Origin of the sequence: Paenibacillus sp. S-12, from assembly GCF_030363895.1 — a bacterium.
GTDB lineage: Bacteria > Bacillota > Bacilli > Paenibacillales > Paenibacillaceae > Paenibacillus_B > Paenibacillus_B alvei.
In genome coordinates, this window is record NZ_JASIUF010000015.1 from 127,603 (window position 1) to 145,746 (window position 18,144).

An 18,144-nucleotide genomic window follows, 5' to 3' on the forward strand; every position below is an offset into this window, starting at 1 on the left:
AGATATGCAGCAATGGAAATTAAATCTCATCATTTTATGGTTCGGTTCATTTCTTGCCATGGCAGGAATGACCATGGTTACCCCGTTTCTTGCTTTATATTTGCAGCATGATATCGGACTGACCGATACGCATCAAATCGCGCTCTGGTCAGGATTCATATTTGCGGCGAATTTCTTCACCTCATTTATTTTCCAGCCGATATGGGGGAAATTCGCTGACAAATACGGGCGCAAGGTCATGCTGCTTCGCTCGGGATTCGGAATGGCGGCAGTTACCGCATTAATGGGGTTAGCGCAGACGCCTTGGCATCTATTGCTGCTGCGCATGCTGAACGGAACCATTTCCGGATTCAACCCTGCTGCCGTTGCGCTAGTATCGTCAACGACGCCCAAAGAACGAATGGGCTTCGCGATGGGAGTTCTTCAATCCGGGGTCGTTGCAGGCTCGATTTTGGGGCCACTAATGGGCGGCGTGTTGGCCGACTTGGTCGGATACCGTCCTATTTTCTACATCACAGGAACGCTCCTATTTCTGGCAACCATGCTGACAATGTTCATGGTGAAAGAGTCCTTCGATCGTGAGAAGGTAAGCAAAACGTCTGAGATGTCTGTACTGCAGGGTTTCAAGGAATTGGCCCGCATCCCGCAATTGAAGTCGTTGTTGGCTGTTACCTTCCTGCTGCAATTCGCCATGCTAAGTCCCATGTCGTTATTGCCGCTGTATGTACAGGAGCTCCATGGATCACAGCAGGGTCTGGCATTGCTAGCCGGAGTCGTAAGCGCAGTGACCGGATTGTCTAATATGATCTGTTCACCGATACTCGGCAAAATCAGCGACAAAATCGGATCGCATCGCATCTTAACCATTTGCCTAGTCGGTGCAGCCTGCTGCTTAATCCCACAAGCCTTCGTCACGCAAGTATGGCAGCTTGCCGCTGTTCGGTTTGCACTCGGAATCTTCATGGGAGGACTCCTTCCTTCCGTTAATTCGCTTATCCGCAAATTTACGCCTGACGGTATGGAAAGCCGTGCTTACAGCTTCAACAGCAGCACCTTAGCGCTGGGCAACATGGTTGGACCGATTGTCGGCGGATTGCTTTCGGGCGTTATCGGTATCGAAGGAATTTTTATTATGTCAGGAGTATTGCTGCTCCTTAATACGTTGTGGACTCGCTTCTCGTTGTACGGCAGCAACCGTGCAGAACTCCGTCCGTAGTGCCAATGAAATCACGTGTTCCACACCATCAAGAGATCATGGTCACAAATACATTTTGCCGACTACATCATCAGAAGTAATGAGCACATCATGAACAAGACCCAGGGCATCCCTGGGTCTTGTCCTATTTGATATCCGCGACTGAGCTCCGCTCTACGAACTCAAATCGCATAATTCGCTGTTCGGGCACTGCTTCAGGATTCATAATTCGTGTAAAGCACGCCTGAAACATAGCAGCTCCAGCTTCTTCATTGCGATAATCAATTGAAGTCACCCCGATAACTGAAGCCATCGGGAAATTCTCGCAACTGATTAAGGATAGATGCTCTGGGACATGAATTTCTTGCTTCCGTCCCTCCAATATCATTCCAGCTGCAACTTCATCGCCAGAAGCAATGATAGCGGTTGGACGATTTTCCATTGCAATCCATCTCTGGAGCAGCTCCGCTCCATGCTGGATGTTGCTGCTCCGATAGAACATCCAGTTCTCCTCAGGGGTTACGCCAATATCACGGAGGGCATCCACATAAGCTTGCAAGCGAATCGAACTATTATAGCTATATTCTCTACATACCGATATCCCGATACGACGATGTCCCTTCTCGATGAGATAGCGCATGGCATAGCTGTAGCTTCCATAGTAATCAAAGCTTATCGAAGTTATCGGACGATTGCCGGCATGCTCTAAGGATACAATGGGTCCGTAGCGCGTGTATTCCTCAACCGTATCCCATGACAAGTCCTTCGAAACAATAATCAGTCCGTCAATTTGTCTCTGCTTCAGCATATGGAGCGCACGCAGCTCTTCTTCCGCGTTATAGTCCGTTTGAAAAAATACAAGATTATATTTATGTCGCAGCGCTTCTTCTGCCAATCCCGTCATGAAGCTTGAGAAAAACGGCATATCCATACAAGGAAGAAGAATGCCGATAAGCTGGGTTCTCCCCTTAACCAAATGCACCGCATTGAAGTTTTGCGTGTAATCGAGCTGCTCGACAACCCGCATGACGGCCTTCCGCTTTTCTTGACTCACATAAGGATGATTATTCAGCACACGGGATACCGTGGTGACAGATACACCGGACAGCTCCGCAATCTGCTTAATATTCGCCATTATCGCGATCCCCCTATTCATCCAATGCTTCTTCATTATACCGTATGGTAACCGATGTCTGAAAAAAAGTAAAAAAGCTCTTGCTATGAAAAGCATTTCATCTGATACGTTATGACTGTAGCCGTTACCTGCTGGCGTAACCTGATGCACCACACGGAGAAAACCGATAGCTTCAATCTCCTAGGGCGTTACGGCAGGATGGCTCGCAGCCGATGAGAGAGGGAGAGATAATGATGACTAGGAGCATCGTATTTTTTGACATAGACGGGACATTATTGAATGAGAAAAAACAAATAAATCCCTCGACGAAGCAAGCAATTGCTCAACTGCAGCAGTCTGGGGTCTATACGGCCATTGCAACTGGCCGCTGTCCAGCATCCTTCCAATGGGTATGCGAAGAACTCAATATACGATCCTTCGTCTCTATGAACGGACAATACGCCGTCTTTGAAGGAAAGGTCGTCCATGATAATCCGCTGCCGGCCGCTGAGGTTGAACGCTTAACCGATATGGCAACGAAACGCAATCATCCGCTTGTCTATTTGCAGGCAGATGCAATGCAGTCCTCCATGGGACAGGACTCCATTAGTGATGCGCTTAAGCAATTCCAGATCGGACGCTTGCCTTTACGGCAGGCCAGCGATCAAGACAAGTCTGTCTATCAAATTTTGCTGTTCTGCAATGAACAGGAAGGCAAGGAATATGCTGTTCATTTCCCTGATTATCAGCAGCACCGCTGGCATCCGAATGCGGTAGATTTTCTGCATGGCAATATTTCAAAGGCCGTCGGTCTGCAAAAGATGCTTGAATACGGCGGATTCTCACGTGAACAGTGCTGTGCATTTGGCGACGGCACCAATGATATTGAAATGCTGCAATTCGCAGGCATAGGAGTGGCTATGGGCAACGCATCCCCCGATGTCAAATCATACGCGAATGTAGTGACAACTTCCCACAACGAAGATGGGATTCGAAACGGTCTGCAGGCGATCGGTCTTCTATAGCCTCCTACGCAAAAAACCTCCGGCTGGAAAACCGGAGATTTTTTCATGTTTGCTCTTTTTTCGATTTTACTTCTAGCTAACCTCTTTTATGCGGTGCAAGTATAGCTGCTGTTAAATCTAGATGCCATCGATAAAGCTTATATCCATGTAACATTTTTGTACATTCCTTATACGATGTGCAGAAGATTCAAGAATACAAGCACAATGACAATTGGAATGACCACACGTAGCAGCATGAGATACATTGCGAGTCCCTTCTGCCACCAAACCGCTTCCGTACGGAACTCTTGCTTCAATCGCGCCTTAGGGAATCGATAACCGACGAACAGAGCGATTAGCAGTACACCAATCGGCATCAATATATTCGTCACCGCAAAATCCGCCATTTCAAAGATGGTTAAACCAAAGAGTTGAATCTCTGACAATACGCCGAAGGACAACGCAGATGGGACGCCAACAACAAATATCAATAAGCCGAACAAGACGCTCAAACGCTTTCGATTGATTTTGTTGCCTCCCGAGAAGCCTGACACCAATATTTCCAACATCGAGAACGCGGAAGTCAATGCAGCAAACAAAAACAACGCTAGGAATAATGTAATAAAAATTCCGCCATAAGGCATTTGTTCAAATAAAGCCGGCAAAGTACCAAACAGCAGTCCCGGACCTTCTTGCGGCTTCATTCCCAAAGCGAATAATGCTGGGAAAATCGCAATTCCCGCCATTAAGGAAGTGAGCACATTCAAGATAACGACGGAAGTCGCCGATTTTACCAAAGATTCTTTCTTGTTCAGGTATGAGCTGTACGTAACCATTACAGATACACCGACACTGAGACAGAAGAACGATTGGCCAAGGGCATTCAATATAGCTTGTCCTGTCAGCTTGCTAAAGTCTGGCTTAAGGAAATATTCAAGTCCTTCACTCATCCCTGGAAGCGTAAGTGAACGGATTATGAGTACAAGGAACAAAATGAATAGACCCGGCATTAAAATACGGCTTGCCCGCTCAATCCCGGACTTTATCCCCTGCCCTACGACGACGATCGTAATCAGCATGAAGGATAGTTGCGCCATAACAGCAGTCCAAGGATTAGATACGGTCTGTGCGAACAGTTCATCATAATTTCTGCCCGCTACAAGCAATCCGCCTACAATCCCACGAGAGAGATAGAGCAAAATCCATCCCCCTACAACGCTATAGAAGGAAAGCAGCAGGAAGCAGGTTCCCATCCCCAAATAACCCGTCCAATGCCAGCGCGTTCCCGGCGCAATTTCCTTATAGGCTCTAATCGCTTCCTTGCCTGTTCCACGGCCAATTACAAATTCAGCAATGAGCAGCGGCAAACCAATCCCCAGTGTAAATATAAGGAACAATAGAAAAAATGCCCCGCCACCGCTTGTGGCAACTACATTCGGAAACTTCCATATCGCTCCGAGGCCTATTGCCGATCCCGCCGAGGCAAGTATAAATCCAATCTTCGATGTCCATTGTTCTGTAGCCTTCATGAATTCCTCCCGCAACCGTTCTTTCTCGTTGTCCCATCTCTTTTACTCTATGTCGCCTCATTCGTAATCGCTGTACTTTAGAACGGAAGCCAGTTCATCCCATGCAAAAACACAATACCTACAATAATCGGCAATACGTAGCGCAATAGCACCATATATACAACTAATCCCTTATGCCACATAGAGGGCATCGTGCTCCATTCTTCCTTCAAACGCTCCCGCGGATATCGGAAGCCGACAAATACAGAAATAAGCAGCACCCCTAACGGAAGCATCACATTCGTTACCGCAAAGTCCGCCCATTCGAATACATTTTTGTTCATCCAGGTCAGTTCGCTGCCAACCCCAAACGACAGTGCCGACGGTACGCCTAACACAAAAATGATCGTCCCAAATATCCAGCACATCCGCTGTCTGCGCACTGCATCTTGATGCGAGAAGGCAGCAACCACGATCTCGAGCAAAGAGAACGCGGATGTCAATGTTGCAAACAGGAATAATGCAAGGAATACCGCGATAAATATACTGCCGTACGGCAACTGCTCGAATACATTCGGCAGGGTCACGAACAGTAATCCTGGGCCGTCCACCGGCTTCATTCCTAACGCAAACAACGCAGGGAATATTGCAATACCTGCCATGAATGATGTCATAACATTTAACCCAACGACAGATAGTGCAGGCTTGCCGAGTGATTCCTTCTTATTCAGATAGGAACTGTACGTGACCATACAGGAGCCCCCGACACTCAAGCAGAAGAATGACTGCCCAAGCGCGTTCAGCAGCGCTGCCGAAGTCAATTTGCTGAAATCCGGCTTCAGAAAATATACAATTCCCTCGTACATGCCCGGCAGTGTCAAAGAACGTACGATCAGCACAAGGAATAGTACAAACAATCCTGGCATTAAAATGCGACTTGCCCGTTCGATCCCGGACTTCACTCCTCTTGCTACTACCAGAATAGTGAGCAGTATAAAGGCTCCTTGGGACAATACTGCAAACCATGGATCTGCCACAGTCTGTGAAAAAAGCTGCCCGTAATCTCGTCCGTTCTCCAGCAATGTGCCGCTAATCGAACGAAGGAAATACAGCACGATCCATCCGCCTACTACACTATAAAAGGAGAGCAGCAGTGAGCACGTTGCCATTCCTAAATACCCTATCCAATGCCAACGGCTATTCGGTGCCAAGTCTCGATAAGCAGAGACTGCCTCCTTGCCTGTTCCACGACCGATAAGGAACTCAGCAAGAAGAAGCGGAAGCCCGATACCGAATGTAAATAATATAAATACAAGGAAAAAGGCTCCGCCGCCGCTCGTTGCAACTACATTTGGAAATTTCCATATTGCTCCCAGTCCAATAGCAGCTCCAGCAGAAGCCAGTATAAATCCAAGTCTGGACGTCCATTGTTCTTCCGATTTCATCTTATGATCCATCCTTCATCGTCTAGTTGCCGTCACATATTATAACATAAGAGAGTGCGGCACCACTCAAGATTTTAGGACTTCAGAGGCGATTTCATACGCCAAATTACGGTTATCGAACAATCGCAAGCGCCAAACCGTCATATGCTGGAAGCAGCGTGCTAATGAGACGTTCATCCTGAGCGATTCTTTCATTAAAGAGCCGCATCGCCTGTACAGCTGGTCCCTGTTTGGCCTCATCGAGCGTTCGGCCGCGCAGCATCAAGTTGTCCCCCGCAATGATGGCGCCTGGACGAGCCAAGCGTATGGCATATTCCAAGTAGTTCGGATAATTCCCTTTGTCCGCATCAATAAAGAAAAAGTCAAACGTAGCCTGCTCCTTCTCCAGCTCTTCCAAAGCATACATCGCTTCACCGACTCTATACTCCACTTGACCTCCGTATCCCGCTTCCGTCAAGTTTCTCTTTGCAATATCTGCATAATCCTGCCGCAGTTCGAGGGATACCAGCTTGCCTTCCGCCGACATTCCGCGAAGCAGACAACAACCACTGTAACCGCCTAGCGCACCAATTTCCAGAACGCGCTGTGCACCGATCATACGGACAAGCATTGTCAGCAATCTTCCGTATCCTTCATGCACCGATATGTCCGGCAAGCCATTTTCCCGAATATTTTCCTTAATCCGCTCTAAGATATCGTCCTTCTTATAGAGCTGTTCCAAATAGGTTTCAACCGCATCATTAGACATTTTCACAACCTCCTGCTTTTTATGATATGATGAATGCCATATGAGTACAAGTCAGACAAGAAAACGGAGTTGAATGATTATCATGAGTCGACCTTGGTCGTTAATCGCAACCGCACCGATGGGCCTTGAAGCTATCGTTGCCCGCGAATTGCAACAATTAGGATATGACACTCAAACGGAAAATGGGCGCGTTCATTTTACTGGCGGGCCGCTGGATGTGTGCCGCGCTAATTTATGGCTGCGTTCTGCAGATCGCATCCTCGTTAAGATGGGACAATTCCCTGCCCGTACCTTCGATGATCTATTTGAAGGAACGAAGGCCATTGACTGGCATGAATGGATTCCAGCGCACGGCGAATTCCCTGTCGATGGACGTTCGCATAAGTCTCAGCTGTCCAGCGTGCCGGCTTGCCAAGGTATCGTGAAAAAGGCTGTCGTTGATAAATTAAAGCAGCAGTATCATATTGAATGGTTTGAGGAGACAGGTCCTTTATACCGGATTGAAGTGTCCCTGCTAAACGATATTGCAACAATTACATTAGATACAACTGGCGCCGGCCTGCACAAGCGGGGCTATCGCAAATTGACAGCCAAAGCCCCATTGAAGGAAACAATGGCTGCCGCACTTGTTCAGCTCAGCCGCTGGAATCCTGAACGCCCGCTGTATGATCCATTCTGCGGATCGGGTACACTGCTTATCGAGGCAGCTATGATTGGATGGAATGTTGCTCCTGGATTGCGCCGTTCTTTCTCAAGCGAAGCTTGGCCAATCATCGGTGAATCGTATTGGGAAGAAGCTCGTGACGAGGCATTCGATGCGGTACGAGACGATATTGAACTGCAGATAGCCGGTTCAGATATTGATCCAGAAGCGATCCGCTTAGCAGAAGCAGCAGCGAAGAGCGCAGGCTTCGGACGTGAAATACAGTTCCATGTAGCACCGGTTGCTCAAGCGAAGCCAACTGGGGATTACGGCGTCATTCTTACGAACCCGCCATACGGGGAACGCTTGAATGAACAGGATGAGGTCGACCGCATGATTCGTCAGCTCGGCTTCCTTTATAAGACGCTGCCGACCTGGTCAATGTTCGTCATCAGTCCGAACCGCCAATTCGAGCATAGAATCGGCGATCCGGCTACGAAGCGGCGCAAGCTGTACAACGGCAATATCGAATGCCAATTGTATCAATACTTAGGCCCTCTTCCTCCTCGCAAACCGCGGACAGACGAGTCTACTCAGGCCTAATACAATTCAGGTGCATGTGCTATGCTTTCTTATTTGACTTACAGGATGGCATGAACATGAACTACTATATAAGTATGTCCAAGGGGCTGTTCAACACATCGAACAGCCTCTTTCCTATAACGTGTATGATTCGCGGCGCGGATTGGTTTTTCCTCTCGAAACCATACAATATGTATTCACATAGCGGCCCTTTTTGACTACTCACTAAACAAAATAGTTAAAAAAACATTTACGCCTTTGTTTTTTAAAATTTGGTAAATCAACAAAATCATATAGCCTCTATCGCGGGTGCCTTCTTTTTCAATTATTACATTTTCGTAAAATCTGGTATGATGTAGAGTGTTTGTAGAAGATGTACAGAAAGGATGGAAGTATGAATTCGACTATGTATGGCTCGTATAATACCTCCAGCCATCGTCTCACTATCTCGTCCATATTCGGACGATTCGCTATGGTATGGTTTATCGCCTTAATGATGTGGAAGCTCGTTTGGTTCGATCGCACTTTATCCATTCCATATATGACAATGAGCACACCTGACTTTTTTGTAGCTCTAGGCACATTACTTATCATAGCTGGGTGGACGTTCTGGCTGTCAAAGCGCTGGCGTACGATTGTACTGTTAGTGTTGAATGTACTACTCACAATTCTTATTTTTTCGGACTTGGTATATTTTCGTTATTTCCAAGATTTCATCACTGTTCCGGTGCTGCTGCAAGCTGGACAAGTAAGCTCGCTTGGGGACAGTATCGCTTCCCTAATCCATCTCGGTGACATCTGGCTGTTCCTAGACTGGATCATTGTGATACCGTTGTCCATTATGTACTTCCGAGCACAGTCCAAGGAACATAAAGAACATAGAGGCGGATATTTGCTTAGCGGTGAGCGTCGCCGTCGTCCCGCTTGGGTTACCCGCTTAATCACTAGTACGCTCAGCCTTGTTATTGGCGTGTTGATGATGGCAGTGCCCATCCATCAAGCAACGACGACCTGGGCCTCAGGCGTCTTCACGGGCAATTGGTGGAATGCGTCCATATATAACATAACCGGACTGTTCGGATTTCATGGGTATGATGTGTACCGCTATGCTGAGCTGAATTGGTTCGGCGGAAATAAGCTAAGCGAAGAAGAATTGAATAAGGTCGGGCAGTGGTTTGACGATCATCGCGCGAAGCTGCAAGGCCCGCCTGCTTCCTTCGGCAAATACAAAGACAGCAATGTCATCATTGTACAGGCAGAGGCTTTCGAGAATTTCGTAATCGGCAAATCCTATAATGGGCAAGAGATTACACCGAATATGAACAAATTGCTGAAGGAAAGCATGTATTTTAATCGTTTCTTCCATCAAACCGGACAAGGACGCACTTCAGATGCGGACTTTGGCGTAAATGCAAGCCTTCACCCTTTGCCAACTGGTTCTGTCTTTATTCGGTATCCAGGTCAAACCTATGATTCACTGCCTTCTATTTTGAAATCATCTGGCTACTCTACAGGTGCATATCATGCCTACGATGCGGGATTCTGGAATCGGTATATCATGTACAGCAATATGGGATACGATAAGTTCATGAGCCGCACTGACTATAAAATAGACGAGCCGCTTGGATGGTCTCTTGGTGATAAATCGTTCCTTCGACAATCGGTGGCACATATGGCGGATAACAAATTGCCATTTTACAGCTTCTTGATTACGCTGACCAGCCATCATCCGTACAAGCTGCCTGCAGATAAACAAGAGCTTAATGTAGAACCGTATCAGGACACCATCTTCGGCGACTATTTGCAAGCTATTCATTACGTAGATGCGGCACTGGGTGATATGATTCAAGATTTGAAGCAGCGTGGTCTATGGGACAAGACGATATGGATGATGTATGGTGACCACGACAATTCCATTGATGATCGCGAACCGCTTGCTCGAATGCTAGGCCATGAGATTAGTGATCTGGATATGCTGGAGATGAAAAATCAAGTTCCACTCATCGTCCATTTGCCTGATGGGGCAAATGCAGGAACCTATGATACCGTAAGCGGTCAGCTCGATATCGAACCGACACTCCTGCACTGGCTTGGAATCGATTCGAGCGACAAGCACCTCATGGGTCAGAATTTGCTGAATCCGGCGAATCGATTAGTCGTACTTCGCAATGGCTCCTTCACAAACGGCAAAGTATTTTATGTACCGTCTGCTGACGGATTATTCGAACATGGAACCTGCTACGATTATGAAACTCGTCAACCAACAGATGCAGCAGCGTGCCAGCCGTTCGCAGCAGAGGCGAATAATCGGCTGCAAATTTCCGATAAGGTCATTATGAACAATGCCATTCAGCAGTTGCGAGAACGCAAAAAATAACACAAACAAAGAAAGAGCCGCTGCATATACGCAAGCGGCTCTTCCACTATTACCTGTTATTCATGAATGCCGTGCACCCACGACAACTGTTATCATAAATCTTCCTGTTCCAGCAGTTTGTCCACTTTACGGCGTCTGCGCTTTTCCTTCAAGCGATAATCCCGTTCCTCCTTGCGTAACGCCCTTGTTATCGAGAAGCACATGCCAAGCAATATTACCGCAAACGGCAGCGCTGTGAGGATAGATGCGGTCTGCAATGCCTCCAAACCGCCTCCCAGCAGCAGCACGGTAGCGATGAGCGATTGGAATAGCCCCCACGCTATTTTAATCGGCGCGCTCGGATTCGGATCCCCGTTCGTTGACATCATTCCCAGGACAAATGTTGCCGAATCCGCGGACGTAACGAAGAAGGTAATAATGAGCAGCGTTGCTAGAATGGCAATAAAACTGCCGCCTGGCAGCGCATCCAGCGTTACGAACAGCGCAGATGTAATATCCTTTTTAACCGACTCTACGATCGGCAGGCCATCGAACATCTCCAGCTTAAGTCCGGTTGCGCCGAAAACAGAGAACCATATGAAACTGAATCCACTTGGCAGCAGCATTGTTCCCAGTACGAACTCCTTGATCGTTCTTCCCTTAGAGACTCGCGCGATAAAAGAGCCAACGAATGGTGCCCATGCAATCCACCAGGACCAATAGAACAAGGTCCAGCTCGCTACCCACGAATCCTCGGTGAACGGAGTCAACCGCAGACTCATCTGAATAATATTTTGCAAATACCCGCCAAGCGTCGTTGTAAAGGAATCGAATATAAATGAAGTTGGTCCGAGTAGCAACGTGAACAAAAGCAAGCCTAATGCGATCAGCAAATTCACATTGCTAAGAATACGAATTCCCTTGTCCAGTCCCGTCACTGCAGAAGTAAGGAACAACACGGTTACAATCGCAATAATAATGACTTGCACCGTTGCATTGCTCGGTATGCCGAACGTATGCGCAAGCCCGCCATTGATTTGCATGGCTCCAAGCCCAAGTGATGTTGCCACCCCGAAGGCCGTTGCAATAATAGCCAATATGTCGATTGTCTTCCCAATCGGCCCCTTCACTCGCTCACCAAGCAGCGGCTCAAAGGTCCAGCTAATTAACCCATTATGACCTTTGCGGAAAGTAAAGTAGGCAATTCCCAGCGAGACAAGCGTATAAATGCCCCAAGGATGCAATCCCCAATGGAAGAAGGAGTACCGCAGCGCTTCATTCGCTGCACCAGGCGTCATCCCTTTCAACGTTGGCGGATTTATGTAATGGCTGATAGGTTCGGCCACTCCCCAGAATACAAGCCCGATCCCCATCCCTGCGCTGAACAGCATGGCGAACCAAGATATATTGGAATACTCCGGGTCATCATCATCATTGCCTAATGTGATATGTCCGAACTTCCCAAAAGCAAGATAAAGACAGAAAACCAAGATGATTAACGCTGTAATCAAATAGAACCATCCAAAACGTTCAGTCGTAAACGACAAGGCCGCGCTGGATTGTGTGGATAAGCTTTCCGGAGAAAGGAATCCCCAAATGACAAACGCTAAAATAACGACTACTGATATACCAAATACCATAACCTCACTCCCAGATGCTAAGACTTGATGTCGGCGGTGGAAGGGTAAAAAAATCCCAGACATAGTCCGGGACAAGAACAAATATCATGACGATAAAGACAATAAAATTGCGTACACCTATCCCTCAAAGGAATCCAGTTGGTCTGCGCCAATGGAATTCAGCCGGGATTGCTCCGCTGCAAGCATTTCTTCAGCTAATTGGACCGGATGTGGATTATCGCTGTCTGCGGCCTGTTGTACGGCGCGCTCAGCATGTTGAAGAGATTGCTCCGCCTGATAGACGGATTGGTCCGAAGGATGTGACATTGCTTGAGATACAGCGTTGTGCGCTGTCTTGACTGCGTTCTGCGCTTGCGAAATCGGATTTTGCGATTGCAAGCTTGAGTCATATTTGGACATGCTGCGAGCCTCCTTCTTCGCCAGAGTATGGAATGTTCCCAAACAGGGAGTAGTCTCCAACGATTAGGATATCGCTTCGCAGCTTTTTCTATGCGGTTAAAAACTTACTTTTTGACAAAAGGCTTTGCCTTTTCAATTGCTTCATCCTCTGTCGGAGCAATTACGTACCGACCATTGATATAAATGAACACTCGCTTGGCGCAATGCCCACAGTATGACTTACAGCCAATCTTGATATCCGCTTCCGGATCCAGACCTTTGACTTTCGGTAAAAAAGTCTTCATTTTGATATGCCGACATTTATCACAAATACGAATATCGTTCGCCATTGTTCTTCACTCCGCTTTACCCCATTGTCTTGTTGTACTTTCGCAATGAAATTGTTGCGTTCGCCAACCTCTATGTCATTGTACGGGAACCCGGGGCGAGAAGCAACCTTTTGCGTCACATTCCGTCATTTTTGGTTCGCATTTTCATATTTTAGAGCACGCTTGGAAAACCAAGGCAACAGAATTAAGGTAAAAATAATGTCATCAATCGGCATAAAGGGAATTAAATCAAATGGGATTATCCAGTAAATAGCGATTACACCTACAAATATTGCTTTTTCCCAAAAAGGAACACGCTTGGATGTCAGCAGTCTTGGCACTGAACTGAGCAGCAACCACAACCTCTGCCAAGATCGCTTAGGGCGTGGTTTTTGGGATGGGCCTCTCGAAGTGGGATTCGCCAATTTTGCACACCTCCTACTCATTAGTGTGCGTAGCGAATTCTAGAACATGCAGGAGTGAATCACGCGCGTCCCATTTATTTTCCAGGCTGTCTAGCCTTATGGAAGCAGGGCTTCCTTCATAATTGCAGCCACTTCCCGGTACATGGCATCAAAGTCATCCAGCGGCAGCGGACTAACGCCATTGCCGACCTCGATAGTGAATCCAGGCTTCCTGTAGCGCTGTATGAACCAATCCTTGTAGCCGGCATCGCTTCCCGACAGCTTCACGGCCCGGTATCCGCTCGCCCTTTGAAACCGTTCTGCCCAGCTACATGCATCATCTGGCTCATAATCTCGATAGTTCCAATAAATTTCTTGTCCCTGGGTATGGAAGGACAGTGCCATTTCAAAAGGAATTCGTTCTGATAATTCGGCTAACGCGATTGCTTCCGGCTCAGTGAGCGGTCTCGTCCCACCGTAATTAAGTGGTGCTGGCGCATATACGCCTCTTCGCGCTTGTTCTTCCTCCCAGTAAGCCGGGAACTGATCATTAAGATCAATGCCTCGAATATTCGCCTTCCAGCGCTGAAATTTGCGCGACCCCTGATTCCATTCCATTATGGAGGCGTAAAGTGGATGCTCCGGCGATATCCCCTCTTGAACGAGTTCTACCCCGTCGGGGTTAGACATAGGAACCATCCATAATGTCGTTCTTTCAAAGGCAGCAAGCGCATCCCAGCCATTCCATGCCTCTCCGCTGTCATACGCCCTCGCATAATCTTCAACAAATTGCATTAATAAGGCTGATGTAATCCACTCATTCGCATGTACAGAACCATTGGCATGCACGTGAACGGTGCCTTTACCGATAATAATTGCAGGTATCGGCTTCCCCATCACACTATTCCCGATCTGCTCAACTCGAATGAAGGAATGGCTATTTTGCAGTTGACCAATATCTCTCATCATTTGAGCATATCCGTATTCTGCCGTTTTCCTTTCCCATTGCGTACTGTATTCGAAAGGAATTAACATAAGCTGTCCAGGTATCAATCTTCTCGGATCAAGCGTTGGATTTGCCTCTGCAAGGCGCTGTGTTGATACTTGAAATCGCTGCGCGATGTGATAAAACCTGTCTTTTGCCTGCACCACATATTTATTGATGGGGGGATCTGGAATATCGATTACCTGTCCGGGTACAGCATATCCATCCGCACGCAGCTGAGGGTTCGCACTAAGCAAAGCATGCAGTTGAATACCGTGACGCGCGCAAATGCGAAGATAGGTATCTCCCTTTTGCACCACATAAGGAACTGCCACCATTTGTCGCTCCTTTCCCAATCTGCTATTGGTTGAAGCATATGCGGCGGCATAGACGTTCATAACTTTCAGGATTTCACCTGAAAATGATACTAAACAATACAAAGAGAGCGCTCCCTGGCAGACTTGCTGCTCACGGAACGCTCTCTATTATCAATATCGTATAAGTTCGTGAATCCAACTGAATGAGTTCAGCCATTACATAATTTTCGAAATCTGCCAGATTACAGGATTAGCATGAATGTGTTCGCCGAGCCACAAGCAGGCAATCTTCTGAAACATTTCCGGGTCTCCGCTGCAGAAAAATTGATGAGTGGGAACTGTTTCTGTGTTCGCTAACTGACCTTTATCTTGTAAAATGGTGCTGATTTCTCGTGCTGTTTCTTCTGCTGAATTAATAAGCTGAACCTTAGGCCCTATCGCTTCCTGAATCGAATCCGCTAGAAAGGGATAGTGGGTACATCCCAAAATGAGGGTGTCAATTGGGACACTATTCAGCGGTTCGAGTGATTCTCGAACGACATCGGATGTTGACGCACTATTTCTGAACATCCCTTTCTCCACGAGAGGTGCCAGACGAGGACAAGCTTGACTGACCACTTCCACGTGGGGGGACAGCCGCTTTAACGCTTGTTCATATGCTCCACTGCGAATTGTGCCTTCTGTTCCAATGACACCAACATAGCCGCTGTTTGTGGCGGACAGGGCTGCTCTAGCACCCGGGTGAATAACCCCGATTACCGGAATCGGCACGTAAGCTCGAATATATTCCAATGCTGCGGCTGTCGCTGTATTGCATGCAAATACGATCATTTTAGGTTGGTATTGAATAAGATAATCTACGATTTGGCGAGTGAACAACCTTACTTCCTCAGCAGTACGAGGACCATAAGGCGAACGGGCTGTATCACCAAAATAGATGATTTTCTCCCGCGGCAGTTGACGCATTACTTCCTTGACGACTGTCAACCCACCAACACCCGAATCGAGCATAGCTATAGCTTGCTGCACGAATACACCGCTTCCTTCGTCTCTTGTTTGACTGACCTTACTTAACATATGTATTCTTTATTTAAAACGTACCTCGATCTTATCAGTAAGTTGGACAAGGTTCAAGTCATCCACAACTGGCAAAACTCGGAGGAAACTTTTCACTTCCAAAAAACGTCATTACTATGTGGAGACAAATAGAAAGGGTTGAAAAAGATGCAAACGGAACGTCCTATTAATAAAAAGAATAATATGCGAGCGTTACCCCCGCGCAATGTGGTCCGTACAAGCCATCGGACTAACAACCCTAAGCAAGGGAAGCAAAAAAAGCTAAAGAAGAAACGCTCGGTTTGGCGTATTTTTCGCATAGTTGCGGCTATCTTCCTATTAGTTGGCTCCCTTGGCGCCGGATGGTTATTCCTAACTCCTTCCGGTACAGAGATGCGGTTCTTGATCGCGGATACGTTAATCACAACACAGCATCGACATTGGGCGAAGTACATTATCGGCCAAGCCGAATTAGACAAGCGTGTACAAGAGTATTGGGCGAGATTTGAACGAATGGGCGACGAGAAATCAACAATTGATATTAATAAGCCTTCTGTAGCTGAGCAGGCCAAAAAGCCGCTCGTCGAGTATAAGGAAGTAAGCGGTACTGGTGCTACAGGCGCCTCATTCAGCGGATATTTAATGATTGTAAATGATCCCACCAAAATACGGATTGGCGTTCCCGGCAAAGTGGGACGAGGCGAGAAAGTCTCAAGCATGGTAAAGCGCACTGGCGCATTGGCAGGCGTCAATGGCGGTGGATTCGCAGATCCGAACTGGGAAGGCAATGGGTTTAAACCCATCGGTGTCGTCATTAACGACGGTAAGATGTATTATAATGGCGTAGGCAAGCAAGATACGCAAATTGTTGGTATTGATAAGGATGGCAAAATGGTAGCCGGTAATTTCAAGGTTAGCGAGCTGCTCGAAATGGGCGTGAAGGAAGCTGTTACCTTCCAGCCGCGCATGATCGTTAACGGAAAAGGGCAAATTCGCAATCATGCAGATGGCTGGGGTATTGCACCTCGAACTGTAATGGGACAACGCAAGGATGGAGCCATTCTATTCCTTGTTATTGATGGCCGCCAGCCTCACAGCATTGGAGCAGACTTATATGACTGCCAGAAAATTATGCTTGAGAACGGCGCAGTGATTGCAGCTAACTTGGACGGCGGTTCGTCTACTGTGCTTGTGGAAAAAGACGGCGTCATTAAAAATTCGCCATCAAGCCAATACGGAGAACGTTATTTACCTACTGCATTTCTTGTATTCGAGCATCCTGAAGACGCAAATATCCCGAACATTTGGGAAGGGATGAGACCTAGCGATATTGATCCTTCCAAATGGTAATCTCGCAATCCTATTTCGTTCGCTTATAATTACACGGTAACAATAAATATCCCTACCATCTGTCTGCTTACGCACATAGGTGGTAGGGATATTTATATTTAACGAGCTTCCTTAATCTCTCCATCCTTTACTTTCACATCCGCAGTTACTTCCTCATCCCAATCGGCAGCGGGCTCCTGCAGGCTGGAGATGGCGGCTATCTGTGCTTCATCAGAGTCCTGCTGTCTCCATGAATTCAAGCCTTGCTTGAAGGATGCTACCTTTCCCTTAGCAGAAGTGATCAATTCTTCTGTCTGGTCACCAACTTGCTTCGCCCACTGCTGAGTACGTTCACTAACCTGCTGTGCTCCTTCTGCAATATCTTTACGAAGCTCGCGTCCGCTCTTTGGTGCGAATAGCAATGCAGATACCGAACCAATGACACTTCCGATCAATGCCCCTACCCAAAAAGACTTTTTGTTACTGCTCATCGTTCTTCCTCCTCATTACTCATTCCCGGTATTCTTTGCACTAGAAGGGGGAGACGACATAGCGCGCTTTGCTTGAATCGAGCTCCATACTGAATAGCCGAGTTCAAACATTTGAAGCATATCCGTCAGCCGCTGATCAGATGCATTATTCGCATTCCGCTGACTAACTTTAGCCACGATACGTTCCAACACGTCATTTCCGCGTTGTAATACTCTGCGTGTACGCTTCAATTCTTGTGCCCACTCGTTAATCATCCCCACGGTCTCTTCGGACTGCTTCAACACTTCGTCAGCTCGACGCGTCAATACTTGGAGTTGGTGGCTCAGTCTCTGCCCTTCCTCAAGACATGTATCCGCCCTTCTCAAGGTACGCATTCCTCGGACAATGAGCAGGACAGTCGCCGTACATACAGCACTCCACGCTACAGCAGCCAGCAAGATGCTCCATTCAATCATCGTCTCCCCTCCTTAGCTGCAAGATCTACCGGGCGTATGCCCATGTCGTATTGACAGTATAGGAAGATGGGGCTCGCTTTGACACAACTTACCTTGTACTTTTTTTTGCCCGCTTGTCCCTAATCTGTGCAAATAGACCGAACCTCTGTGAGGCCGGCCTGAAT

17 protein-coding genes are annotated in these 18,144 nt (G+C 47.4%); 5 read left to right on the forward strand and 12 right to left on the reverse strand.

What is annotated here, in order from left to right:
• The first annotated feature begins 4 nt into the window (after positions 1 to 4).
• Positions 5 to 1,216: an MFS transporter gene (locus tag NO352_RS15075; RefSeq protein WP_163977973.1), complete on the forward strand. Its 1,212-nt coding sequence runs from the start codon at positions 5 to 7 to the stop codon at positions 1,214 to 1,216.
• Between the two features lie 124 nt (positions 1,217 to 1,340).
• Here the strand turns inward: NO352_RS15075 and NO352_RS15080 are convergent, their stop codons facing one another.
• Positions 1,341 to 2,330 carry a LacI family DNA-binding transcriptional regulator gene (locus tag NO352_RS15080; RefSeq protein WP_268622355.1) on the reverse strand — a complete coding sequence of 330 codons (990 nt, stop codon included), beginning with the start codon at positions 2,328 to 2,330 and terminating at the stop codon, positions 1,341 to 1,343.
• A 230-nt stretch (positions 2,331 to 2,560) separates the two neighbouring features.
• Here NO352_RS15080 and NO352_RS15085 point away from each other — a divergent pair, with 230 nt between their 5' ends.
• On the forward strand, positions 2,561 to 3,334 hold the full coding sequence (locus tag NO352_RS15085; protein ID WP_268594594.1) for a Cof-type HAD-IIB family hydrolase: 774 nt from the start codon (positions 2,561 to 2,563) through the stop codon (positions 3,332 to 3,334).
• A 167-nt stretch (positions 3,335 to 3,501) separates the two neighbouring features.
• On the opposite strand, the gene NO352_RS15090 is transcribed toward NO352_RS15085, so the two are convergent.
• The 3 genes from NO352_RS15090 to NO352_RS15100 form a co-directional block, all read right to left on the reverse strand.
• On the reverse strand, positions 3,502 to 4,842 hold the full coding sequence (locus NO352_RS15090) for a sodium-dependent transporter (protein ID WP_005546007.1): 1,341 nt from the start codon (positions 4,840 to 4,842) through the stop codon (positions 3,502 to 3,504).
• 77 nt (positions 4,843 to 4,919) lie between these two features.
• Positions 4,920 to 6,266: a sodium-dependent transporter gene (locus NO352_RS15095; protein WP_163979017.1), complete on the reverse strand. Its 1,347-nt coding sequence runs from the start codon at positions 6,264 to 6,266 to the stop codon at positions 4,920 to 4,922.
• A gap of 112 nt (positions 6,267 to 6,378) precedes the next feature.
• Positions 6,379 to 7,014: an O-methyltransferase gene (locus NO352_RS15100; protein ID WP_268598840.1), complete on the reverse strand. Its 636-nt coding sequence runs from the start codon at positions 7,012 to 7,014 to the stop codon at positions 6,379 to 6,381.
• An 82-nt stretch (positions 7,015 to 7,096) separates the two neighbouring features.
• Between NO352_RS15100 and NO352_RS15105 the strand changes: the two genes are divergently transcribed.
• The gene (locus NO352_RS15105; protein WP_268598841.1) at positions 7,097 to 8,260 is read left to right on the forward strand and encodes a THUMP domain-containing class I SAM-dependent RNA methyltransferase; all 1,164 of its coding nucleotides are present in this window, start codon (positions 7,097 to 7,099) and stop codon (positions 8,258 to 8,260) included.
• 373 nt (positions 8,261 to 8,633) lie between these two features.
• Positions 8,634 to 10,616, forward strand: a complete 1,983-nt coding sequence (locus NO352_RS15110; protein WP_289356030.1) for an LTA synthase family protein — start codon at positions 8,634 to 8,636, stop codon at positions 10,614 to 10,616.
• A 92-nt stretch (positions 10,617 to 10,708) separates the two neighbouring features.
• Here NO352_RS15110 and NO352_RS15115 read toward each other — a convergent pair whose 3' ends face one another.
• From NO352_RS15115 to racE, 6 genes are all read right to left on the reverse strand, one after another.
• On the reverse strand, positions 10,709 to 12,235 hold the full coding sequence (locus NO352_RS15115) for a glycine betaine uptake BCCT transporter (RefSeq protein ID WP_268622359.1): 1,527 nt from the start codon (positions 12,233 to 12,235) through the stop codon (positions 10,709 to 10,711).
• Positions 12,236 to 12,352: 117 nt separating this feature from the next.
• The gene (locus NO352_RS15120) at positions 12,353 to 12,634 is read right to left on the reverse strand and encodes a hypothetical protein (RefSeq protein ID WP_005545996.1); all 282 of its coding nucleotides are present in this window, start codon (positions 12,632 to 12,634) and stop codon (positions 12,353 to 12,355) included.
• Positions 12,635 to 12,738: 104 nt separating this feature from the next.
• Positions 12,739 to 12,963 (reverse strand): YuzB family protein, encoded by a 225-nt coding sequence (locus NO352_RS15125; RefSeq protein WP_005545993.1) that lies wholly within the window; start codon positions 12,961 to 12,963, stop codon positions 12,739 to 12,741.
• Positions 12,964 to 13,088: 125 nt separating this feature from the next.
• Positions 13,089 to 13,367, reverse strand: coding sequence for a YkvA family protein (locus NO352_RS15130; RefSeq protein ID WP_171418141.1), 279 nt, complete (start codon positions 13,365 to 13,367; stop codon positions 13,089 to 13,091).
• 96 nt (positions 13,368 to 13,463) lie between these two features.
• Positions 13,464 to 14,669: a M14 family zinc carboxypeptidase gene (locus NO352_RS15135; RefSeq protein WP_483311845.1), complete on the reverse strand. Its 1,206-nt coding sequence runs from the start codon at positions 14,667 to 14,669 to the stop codon at positions 13,464 to 13,466.
• A 195-nt stretch (positions 14,670 to 14,864) separates the two neighbouring features.
• Positions 14,865 to 15,677: a glutamate racemase gene (gene racE / locus NO352_RS15140; RefSeq protein ID WP_005545987.1), complete on the reverse strand. Its 813-nt coding sequence runs from the start codon at positions 15,675 to 15,677 to the stop codon at positions 14,865 to 14,867.
• A 231-nt stretch (positions 15,678 to 15,908) separates the two neighbouring features.
• Here racE and NO352_RS15145 point away from each other — a divergent pair, with 231 nt between their 5' ends.
• A complete protein-coding gene (locus tag NO352_RS15145; RefSeq protein WP_483311846.1) occupies positions 15,909 to 17,054 on the forward strand; it encodes a phosphodiester glycosidase family protein in 1,146 nt (381 codons plus the stop codon).
• A gap of 98 nt (positions 17,055 to 17,152) precedes the next feature.
• Here the strand turns inward: NO352_RS15145 and NO352_RS15150 are convergent, their stop codons facing one another.
• Positions 17,153 to 17,524 carry a YtxH domain-containing protein gene (locus NO352_RS15150; protein ID WP_268622365.1) on the reverse strand — a complete coding sequence of 124 codons (372 nt, stop codon included), beginning with the start codon at positions 17,522 to 17,524 and terminating at the stop codon, positions 17,153 to 17,155.
• 15 nt (positions 17,525 to 17,539) lie between these two features.
• A complete protein-coding gene (locus NO352_RS15155; RefSeq protein WP_289356032.1) occupies positions 17,540 to 17,980 on the reverse strand; it encodes a hypothetical protein in 441 nt (146 codons plus the stop codon).
• Positions 17,981 to 18,144 lie beyond the last annotated feature (164 nt).